The 8,919-nt window shown below is 72.8% G+C and carries 8 protein-coding genes; 6 read left to right on the forward strand and 2 right to left on the reverse strand.

Annotated elements, in window-relative coordinates; genetic code table 11:
• Nucleotides 1-242: 242 nt before the first annotated feature.
• Nucleotides 243-920, forward strand: coding sequence for an FCD domain-containing protein (locus ACWGH4_RS24935; RefSeq protein WP_441266638.1), 678 nt, complete (start codon nt 243-245; stop codon nt 918-920).
• Nucleotides 921-1,110: 190 nt separating this feature from the next.
• Here ACWGH4_RS24935 and ACWGH4_RS24940 read toward each other — a convergent pair whose 3' ends face one another.
• The gene (locus ACWGH4_RS24940; RefSeq protein ID WP_441266637.1) at nt 1,111-1,392 is read right to left on the reverse strand and encodes an HPr family phosphocarrier protein; all 282 of its coding nucleotides are present in this window, start codon (nt 1,390-1,392) and stop codon (nt 1,111-1,113) included.
• Nucleotides 1,393-1,555: 163 nt separating this feature from the next.
• On the opposite strand from ACWGH4_RS24940, the gene ACWGH4_RS24945 reads away from it, so the two are divergent.
• From ACWGH4_RS24945 to ACWGH4_RS24960, 4 genes are all read left to right on the forward strand, one after another.
• Nucleotides 1,556-4,483, forward strand: coding sequence for a bifunctional acetate--CoA ligase family protein/GNAT family N-acetyltransferase (locus ACWGH4_RS24945; protein ID WP_453464773.1), 2,928 nt, complete (start codon nt 1,556-1,558; stop codon nt 4,481-4,483).
• Between the two features lie 37 nt (nt 4,484-4,520).
• A complete protein-coding gene (locus ACWGH4_RS24950) occupies nt 4,521-5,105 on the forward strand; it encodes a DUF5998 family protein (protein WP_159686071.1) in 585 nt (194 codons plus the stop codon).
• Nucleotides 5,105-6,298 (forward strand): alkaline phosphatase family protein, encoded by a 1,194-nt coding sequence (locus tag ACWGH4_RS24955; RefSeq protein WP_441266635.1) that lies wholly within the window; start codon nt 5,105-5,107, stop codon nt 6,296-6,298. The genes ACWGH4_RS24950 and ACWGH4_RS24955 overlap by 1 nt, the downstream gene beginning before the upstream one ends.
• A 78-nt stretch (nt 6,299-6,376) precedes the next feature.
• Complete coding sequence (locus ACWGH4_RS24960; RefSeq protein ID WP_453464777.1) at nt 6,377-7,090, forward strand: thymidine kinase; 714 nt, start codon at nt 6,377-6,379, stop codon at nt 7,088-7,090.
• Here ACWGH4_RS24960 and ACWGH4_RS24965 read toward each other — a convergent pair.
• Nucleotides 7,062-7,832 carry a VOC family protein gene (locus ACWGH4_RS24965; RefSeq protein WP_453464780.1) on the reverse strand — a complete coding sequence of 257 codons (771 nt, stop codon included), beginning with the start codon at nt 7,830-7,832 and terminating at the stop codon, nt 7,062-7,064. The genes ACWGH4_RS24960 and ACWGH4_RS24965 overlap by 29 nt on opposite strands.
• A gap of 236 nt (nt 7,833-8,068) precedes the next feature.
• On the opposite strand from ACWGH4_RS24965, the gene ACWGH4_RS24970 reads away from it, so the two are divergent.
• On the forward strand, nt 8,069-8,899 hold the full coding sequence (locus ACWGH4_RS24970; RefSeq protein ID WP_453464783.1) for a sulfurtransferase: 831 nt from the start codon (nt 8,069-8,071) through the stop codon (nt 8,897-8,899).
• Nucleotides 8,900-8,919 lie beyond the last annotated feature (20 nt).

Here is an 8,919-nt window from a genome sequence, read left to right on the forward strand (position 1 = left end):
GCCGGTCGAGCCGGGCCGCGCCCACCGTCCGGCGCCCCGCGCTTCGTCTTCGAAGGCCCCCGGCTTCGCCGGGGGCCTTCTGCGCATTCCGCGGCGTTTCGGCCATTGAGTGATTGCCGTCTCCGTCAAGAGACTTCCATGGTTTTCACCCTGGCGTCGGAAAACCGCGTTCATTGCAATAGAGTCACGGGAACACGCGTCAATCGGCTGCGTTTCGCTCGGATCAATGCGGAGGTTCGGTCATGCGTATTCCCGCGCACTCGGTATGCACGGCGATCCGCGACGACATCGTCTCCGGGGTCCACGAGCGCGGCAGCCGGCTCACGGAGGAACACCTGGCACGCCGCTACGGCGTCTCCCGCGTCCCGGTGCGCGAGGCGCTGCGCACCCTGGAGTCGGAGGGCTTCGTCGTGACCCGCCGGCACGCCGGCGCCTGTGTGGCGGAGCCGACGGAGCAGGAGGCCGCCGACCTCCTGGAGATCCGTATGCTGCTGGAGCCATTGGGCGCGGCGCGCGCCGCGCAGCGCCGCACGGAAGCGCATCTGCGGGTGCTGCGCGGCCTGGTGAGACTCGGTCAGGAGCGGGCCCGCCGGGGACAGGGCGAGGACTTGCGCTCGCTCGGCTCCTGGTTCCACGAGACGCTCGCGCAGTCCTGCGACAGTCCCGGGCTGACCGCGCTGCTGACCCAGTTGCGGCACAAGATCGCCTGGATGTACTCGGTGGAGCAGCCTCTCGCCCCGGTCGAGTCATGGGCGGAGCACGGCGCGATCGTCGACGCCGTGGCGCGCGGTGACGCGGAGCGGGCGCGCGCGTTGACGGCCGCGCACGCCGAGCGTGCCGCCGCGGCGCACCGGTTGCGCCGCACCGTGCGGGTGAGGACTTCGCAACATGCCGTAAACACCACGAGCGGCCGGAATTAACAGAGGGCGTATACAAAAGAAGGCGTGATGGGGTCGGCCTTTTCCCTGTTTTATTTTTCCGTCCGAGCCCGGAACGCGAAATACCGAACGTGGTCCTGAAATGCAGAACCGCGGTGCTCCGGACCCGGAACACCGCGGCTTTTTCTGTGAATGGCGACGGGCGTCAGGGCCCGCCGGGCCCGGACCGTCCTCAGACCGTCTCGGGAAGCTCGTCGAGACCCTCGGCCACCAGCTTGGCCAGGCGGTCGAGGGCCGCCTCGGCGCCGTCCGCGTCGGAAGCGAGGACGATCTCCTCGCCACCCTGGGCGCCCAGGCCGAGCACGGCGAGCATCGAGGCCGCGTTGACCGGATTGCCGTCGGTCTTGGCGATCGTCACAGGGACGCCGGCAGCCGTCGCGGCACGGACGAAGATGGACGCGGGGCGGGCGTGAAGGCCCTCGGCCCAGCCGACATTGACGCGGCGCTCAGCCATGGTGTTGCCCTTCAAGTCTTAGCGGGTTGTCTAGACCAGTCTCTCATGTGTCCCGGCGTGCTCCCCGCCCCACCCTGCCGGGGGTGCGGGCCGCCGTCGGCACCCTCAGACTGCCCGCGCGCAACCGCCTCCGCGACCGGTGGCCGCGCGTAGGCTTTCCCCCATGCAGACCTCGCAGGAGCACGCCTACCCCGCTCACTGGGAAGCAGACGTGGTGCTGCGCGACGGCGGCACCGCCCGGATCAGGCCCATCACGCCAGAGGACGCCCACCGGCTGGTCAGCTTCTACGAGCAGGTCTCGGACGAGTCGAAGTACTACCGCTTCTTCGCCCCCTACCCGCGGCTCTCCGACAAGGACGTCCACCGGTTCACGCATCACGACTACGTCGACCGGGTCGGACTCGCGGTGACGGTCGGCGGCGACTTCATCGCCACGGTCCGCTACGACCGCATCAACGCGCAGGGCCGGCCGGCGAGCGCCCCCGCGGACGAGGCAGAGGTCGCCTTCCTCGTCCAGGACGCGCACCAGGGGCGCGGTGTCGCGTCCGCGCTGCTCGAGCACATCGCGGCGGTGGCGCGGGAGCGGGGCATCCGGCGCTTCGCCGCCGAGGTGCTGCCCGCCAACAACAAGATGATCAAGGTGTTCCGCGACGCCGGATACACACAGCGGCGCAGCTTCGAGGACGGATCCGTCCATCTGACCCTCGACCTCGAACCGACGGCGGAGTCCCTCGCCGTGCAGCGCGGACGCGAGCAGCGCGCCGAGGCGCGCTCGGTCCAGCGGCTGCTCGCGCCCGGCTCCGTGGCCGTCGTCGGCGCAGGCCGGCTGCCCGGCGGCGTCGGACGCACCGCGCTGCGCAACCTCCTGGACGGCGGGTTCACGGGCCGGGTGTACGCGGTCAACCGCGCTTTCCCGCAGGAGCAGCGCGAGATCGACGGTGTGCCCGCCGTCCGGTCGGTCGGCGAGATCTCCGAGCCCGTCGACCTGGCGGTCGTCGCCGTCCCGGCGGAGCGGGTGCCCGACGTGGTCGCGGACTGCGGCGAGCACGGAGTGCAGGGGCTCGTGGTGCTGAGCGCCGGATACGCGGAGAGCGGCCGGGCGGGACGGGAGCGCCAGCGCGAGCTGGTGCGGCAGGCCCGTTCGTACGGAATGCGGATCATCGGGCCCAACTCGTTCGGGATCATCAGCACCTCGGACGCCGTCCGGCTCAACGCCTCACTGGCCCCCGAGGCCCCTGTGCCCGGGCGGATCGGCCTGTTCACCCAGTCCGGGGCGATCGGCATCGCGCTGTTGTCGGGACTCCACCGGCGCGGCGCGGGCCTGTCCTCGTTCATCTCCTCCGGCAACCGCGCGGACGTCTCCGGAAACGACTTCCTCCAGTACTGGCACGAGGACCCGGACACCGATGTCGTCCTGATGTACCTGGAGTCCATCGGCAACCCCCGCAAGTTCACCCGCCTCGCCCGCCGGACCGCCGCGGTCAAGCCGGTCGTGGTGGTCAAAGGGGCCCGGCACAGCGGCAGCGTGCCGCCGGGCCACGCGGTGCCGTTCACCCGTATCCCGGACGCGACCGTCGGGGCGCTGCTGCGCCAGGCGGGAGTGATCCGCGTCGACACGGTCACCGAACTCGTCGACGCGGGCCTGATGCTGGCCGGGCAGCCGCTGCCCCGCGGGCCGCGGGTGGCGATCCTCGGCAACTCCGAGTCGCTCGGCCTGCTCACGTACGACGCCTGCCTCACGGAGGGGCTGCGTCCGCTCCCGCCGCGCGACCTCACGACGGCGGCCACGCCCTCGGACTTCCGCGCCGCCCTCGCGGAAGCGCTGGAGGACGACGGGTGCGACGCCGTCGTCATCACGGCGATCCCCTGGGTCGGCGAGAACGGCGTCACGGAATCGGGCGACGGCGAGGTCCTCGCCACCGCCCTACGAGACGCGTCGGCCACGGCCCCGGCCAAACCCGTGGCGGTCGTCCATGTGGAGATGGGTGCGCTGGCCGACGCCCTCGCGGCGGCTGCCAGCACCGCCCCGCCGTCCGACCCCTCCGCGCGGGCCGACACCGCCGAACGCGACGGGGATCACGGGCCCGCCGGCCCCGGCGCGGCGACGCTGAGCGAGGCGCCCCGCCCGGCCGTCGGCCGGCCCGGGGAAACCGCGCCCCCGGACCCCGGTGCCACAGGGTCCGCCGACGGCAGCGGCCCGTCGTCGCCCGGCGACGACACTCGCCGGATCCCCGCCTACCCCGCCGCCGAGCGCGCCGCTCGGGCCCTCGCAGAGGCCGTGCGGTACGCCCAGTGGCGACGGCAGGCCGCGGAGCCCGGCCGGGTCCCCGTGTACGACGACATCGACGAGGCCGGAGCCGCCGCACACATCGAGCGGATGCTCGAGGCGGCGGACGACGACCGGGGATTCACCCTCGCCACGGCCGACGCCCACGCACTCCTGGCGCGCTACGGCGTCCATGTGCGGCCGACCCTGCCCGCGCCCGACCCGGGCGCGGCCGTGCAGGCCGCCGCGCGGCTGGGCTACCCGGTCGCGCTCAAGACCACCGCCCCCCACCTGCGCCACCGCGCCGATCTCGGCGGGGTACGCCTCGACCTGGCCGACGAGACGCAGCTGCGCCAGGCGTACCGCGAGCTGACGGAGACGCTCGGCAAGCCCGCCGAGCTCCAGCCGGTCGTGCAGGCCATGGTGCCGCGCGGTGTGGACACCGTCGTGCGCGCGGCCATCGATCCCGCCGTCGGCGCCGTGCTCTCCTTCGGACTGGCCGGTGTGGCCTCCGAACTGCTCGGCGACACCGCCCACCGGCTCGTTCCCGCCACCGACCGTGACGCGACCGAGCTGATCCGCACCATCCGCGCGGCGCCGCTGCTGTTCGGCTGGCGCGGATCCGCCCCGGTCGACACCTCCGCGCTCGAGGAACTGCTGCTGCGCGTGTCACGACTGGTCGACGACCACCCGGAAGTGGTCGGCATCAGCCTCGAGCCCGTCGTCGTCGCCCAGCACGGCCTCACCGTGCTGGACGCGTCCGTACGACTGGCCCCGCCGCCGCCCCGAAGCGATCTCGGCCCCCGCCGGCTCCCCAGCTACTGAGCGCCCGGTGCCCCTGGGGCCCCGTAGGATGGACCGCATGGCGAAGACCGGTACGACGACCCAGGGGCTGCGCGCGGCGATCGAGCGCAGCGGCTACTACCCGGCACTCGTGGCCGAGGCGGTGGAAGCCGCCGTCGGCGGCGAGCCGATCGCGTCGTACCTGGTGCACCAGGAGACCACGTTCGACGCGAACGAGGTCCGCCGCCATGTCACCGTCCTCGTCCTGACGGCGAACCGGTTCATCGTCAGCCACACCGACGAGCAGGCCGCCGACTCCGGCTCCCCGACCCCGTACGCCACCACGTCCACCGAGTCGGTGAAGCTCGGCCGGATCTCGTCGGTCGTCGTCAGCCGCGTGGTCGCCAACCCGGAGTCGTACACCCCCGGCACGCTGCCCCGCGAGGTCGTCCTGACCATCGGCTGGGGCGCGGTCTCGCGCCTCGACCTGGAGCCCGCCGCCTGCGGCGACCCGAACTGCGACGCCGACCACGGCTACACCGGCAACTCCACCGCCGACGACCTCAGCCTGCGCGTCAGCGAGGCCGGTGACGGGCCCGACACCGTCCGCCAGACCCTGGTCTTCGCCCAGGCGCTCTCCGAAGCCACGGCAGCCACGCGCTGATGGCCCAGCCCGCAGTGTGGCCGGACGACCCCGTCTCGCTCGATGTGTACGCGGCGCCCGCGCCCGAGTACGGCAGCGGCTCGCTCGCCGACCTGCTCCCCACCCTCGCCGCGGGCCAGGGTGTCCCGGGGCTCGAGCAGTCCATCGCCGAGCTCACGCCCGCCGACCGGAACTGCGTCTTCCTGATCGACGGGCTCGGCTGGGAGCAGATCAGGGCCCACCCCGACGAGGCGCCGTTCCTGACCTCGCTCCTCGGCACGTCCCGCGGCGGTACCGGAGCGCCCATCACGGCCGGGTTCCCCGCCACCACCGCCACCTCGCTCGCCTCCGTCGGCACGGGCCTCCCGCCGGGCGTGCACGGCCTGCCCGGCTACACGGTGCGCAACCCGGAGACCGGCGAGCTGATGAACCAGCTCCGCTGGAGGCCGTGGACCTCGCCGAAGGCCTGGCAGCCCTATCCCACCGTCTTCGAGCTGGCGGACCGGGCGGGGGTGCACACCGCCCAGGTGTCGTCGCCCGCGTTCGAGCAGACGCCGCTCACCAAGGTCGCGCTCAGCGGCGGCACGTTCCACGGCCGGCTGACCGGCGAGGAGCGTATGGACCTCGCCGCCGAGCAACTGGCCGCGGGTGACCGTTCGCTGGTCTACACGTACTACAGCGAGGTCGACGGCAAGGGGCACCGGTTCGGCATCGACTCGGATGCCTGGCGCGGACAACTGATGTACGCGGACCGGCTGGTGGAGCGGCTCGCCGACCAGCTGCCGCCCCGCGCCGCGCTGTACGTCACCGCAGACCACGGCATGATCGACATCCCCTTCGACGAGCAGTCCCGCATCGACTTCGACGAGGACTGGGAACTGCGGGCCGGTGTCGCCCTGCTCGGCGGCGAGGGCAGGGCACGCCATGTGTACGCCGTGCCCGGCGCGGAGAACGACGTCCTCGCCGTGTGGCGCGAGGTGCTGGGGGAGCAGTTCTGGGTGGCGAGCCGCGACGAGGCCGTCGCCGCAGGCTGGTTCGGCCCGGAGGTCGACGACAGGGTGTACGGGCGGATCGGCGACGTCGTGGCCGCCGCGCACGACGATGTGGTGATCACCGCCTCCGTCAACGAACCGAACGAGTCCGCCATGGTGGGCATGCACGGCTCGATGACTCCCGCCGAACAGCTCGTGCCGCTCCTCGAAGTACGCTCGTGACCCGCCGAGCCCGTACCTGACCCGCCGGGTACGCACGTGATCCTCCCCGCCGCCTGACCCGAAAGGTCTCCACCCCCCATGCCCGAGCTGGTGTTCTTCTCCGGAACGATGGACTGCGGAAAGAGCACCCTCGCTCTTCAGATCGAGCACAACCGGTCCGCGCGCGGCCTGCAGGGCATGATCTTCACGCGTGACGACCGTGCCGGCGAGGGCAAGCTCTCGTCGCGGCTGGGACTGGTCACCGACGCGGTCGAGGCCGCCGAGGGCTTCGACTTCTACGCGTACCTCGTCGACCGCTTCTCCAAGGGCGGCCGTTGCGACTATGTGATCGCCGACGAGGCGCAGTTCCTCGCGCCGGAACAGATCGACCAGCTCGCCCGCGTCGTCGACGACCTGGAACTGGACGTCTTCGCCTTCGGTATCACCACGGACTTCCGCTCCAAGCTGTTCCCCGGCTCGCAGCGGCTCGTCGAACTCGCGGACCGGGTCGAGGTGCTTCAGGTCGAGGCGCTGTGCTGGTGCGGTGCGCGGGCCACGCACAACGCCCGCACCGTCGGCGGCGTGATGGTGGTCGAAGGCGCGCAGGTCGTCGTCGGGGACGTCAACCAGTCACCGGACGAGATCGGTTACGAGGTCCTGTGCCGGCGTCACCACCGCCGGCGGATGACGGCCGCCTCTGCCCACGCGGCGGCGCTCTCCCCGGACGTCCTGCCCGTCGAGACCGACGCGGACGGCGGTGCCGGCGGCCGGGACGCCCGTGATGTCAGGGGACGTCCGACCGTACGATCGTGAAGACGGCGCCCTCGGGGTCGCTGACGGTCGCCTCCCGCCCGCGCGGGCCCGGCCCGGGCGCCTCGACGACATGCCCGCCCAGTTCCACCACCCGGTGCGCGGCCGCGTCGGTGTCCTCGACCTCGAAGTACGTCATCCAGTGCGGGCCCCGGTCGCGCGGCAGGGCCTGGCCCATTCCCTGCACCGTGGCGACGGGACGGCCGTCGAGTCGCAGCGTGAGCCGGTCGGGCCCCGTGCCGTCCTCCTTGGCGTCATGGCCGAAGACCGCCTGGTAGAACTTGCCGACCGACGAAGTGTCCCTGGTCCGCAGCTCGTTCCAGACAGGTGTCCCGTGCGCGCCGTGCACGGCGGTGCCGGTGTGCCCCGCCGCCTGCCAGACCCCGAACACCGCACCGGCCGGGTCGGAGGCGATGACCAGCCGTCCCGCGTCGGCGGCGTCGAGCGGCCCGACGCCGATCGTGCCGCCGCAGCTGCGGATCGCCTCCGCGGTCACGTCGGCGTCGTCGCTCGCCAGATACGCGGTCCAGGCGACGGGCAGATGGCGGTCGGCGGGCAGCCGGCCGATGCCGGCCACCACCTTGCCGTCGAGCATCGCGCGGACGTAGGGCCCCAACTGCGTGGGGCCGGGCGAGAACTCCCAGCCGAACAGCGCCGCGTAGAACTCCTGTGTCGCGTCAAGGCCGTGCACCATGAGGCTCACCCAGCAGGGCGTGCCCGGGGGGCGCCGAGTCGCCTCGGTCATCGTCACTCTCTCCTCGGACCATCGTGGTGGCCGTACGGGGGGACCTGGCGCGTCCACGGTCGGGGGAGGCTCTGCGGAGACCGTTGCGCTCGAGCCGATGTTGTCATCACCAAGGGCCTGCTGTGCCCCGGCCGCGCCGGATATGGCGGGTTCCCGCCGGAGGTTGCCCGTTTTGGTGCGGCTCGTCCGCTTCGGGGGCGTTACGGTGCGCCAGGCAGGTGCGCAAGGATGGCCGTATGAATCCGATCATCTCCGCGGCCGATCTCGCCGCCGAGCTCGCCGGCCCCACCCCGCCGGTCCTTCTCGATGTCCGCTACCGGCTGGGCGGGCCGCACGGTCGGCCCGAGTACGAGGCCGGGCACATCCCGGGTGCCGTCTTCGTCGACCTCGACGCCGAACTGGCCGGTCCGCCCGGAGCCGGCGGGCGTCATCCGCTGCCCGACGTCGCGGAGTTCGGCGCGGTGATGCGCCGTGCGGGCGTCGGTCCCGCCACCTCTGTCGTCGTGTACGACGCCGACAAGGGCTGGGGCGCGGCTCGCGCCTGGTGGCTGCTGCGCTGGGCCGGGCACGACGACGTCCGGGTGCTGGACGGCGGACTCGCGGCGTGGACGGGGCCGCTCGAGACGACGGTTCCCGTACCGCAGAAGGGCTCCTTCGAGCCGAAGCCGGGGGCGCTGCCCCTGCTGGACGCCGACGAGGCGGCGGCGACGGCCCGTGACGGCCTGCTGCTCGACGCGCGTGCGGGGGAGCGTTACCGCGGTGAGGTGGAGCCCATCGACCCGGTCGCCGGACACATCCCGGGTGCCGTCTCCGCGCCGACCACGGAGAACCTGGACGACCAGGGCCGCTTCCGCCCCGCCGAGTGGCTGGCGGCGCGGTTCATGGAGCTCGGGGCCCATGAGGACTCGGGGCCTGTCGGCGTCTACTGCGGGTCCGGCGTCTCGGCCGCCCAGCAGGTGCTGGCCCTGGAGCTCGCCGGCTTCGACGCGGCCCTCTACGCGGGCTCGTGGTCCGAGTGGTCGCGGAACCCGGACCGTCCGGTCGCGACCGGACCGCAGCCGGGCTGATCCGCGCACACCACAAGGGC

Source organism: Streptomyces sp. NPDC054847 (assembly GCF_053610925.1).

Coding starts and splice junctions, on each gene's coding strand:
- ACWGH4_RS24955 (WP_441266635.1), top strand. CDS start 5,105: ATGGCCCAGCCCGCAGTGTGGCCGGACGACCCCGTCTCGCTCGATGTG.
- ACWGH4_RS24940 (WP_441266637.1), bottom strand. CDS start 1,392: ATGGCTGAGCGCCGCGTCAATGTCGGCTGGGCCGAGGGCCTTCACGCC.
- ACWGH4_RS24970 (WP_453464783.1), top strand. CDS start 8,069: ATGAATCCGATCATCTCCGCGGCCGATCTCGCCGCCGAGCTCGCCGGC.
- ACWGH4_RS24950 (WP_159686071.1), top strand. CDS start 4,521: ATGGCGAAGACCGGTACGACGACCCAGGGGCTGCGCGCGGCGATCGAG.
- ACWGH4_RS24945 (WP_453464773.1), top strand. CDS start 1,556: ATGCAGACCTCGCAGGAGCACGCCTACCCCGCTCACTGGGAAGCAGAC.
- ACWGH4_RS24935 (WP_441266638.1), top strand. CDS start 243: ATGCGTATTCCCGCGCACTCGGTATGCACGGCGATCCGCGACGACATC.
- ACWGH4_RS24960 (WP_453464777.1), top strand. CDS start 6,377: ATGCCCGAGCTGGTGTTCTTCTCCGGAACGATGGACTGCGGAAAGAGC.
- ACWGH4_RS24965 (WP_453464780.1), bottom strand. CDS start 7,832: ATGACCGAGGCGACTCGGCGCCCCCCGGGCACGCCCTGCTGGGTGAGC.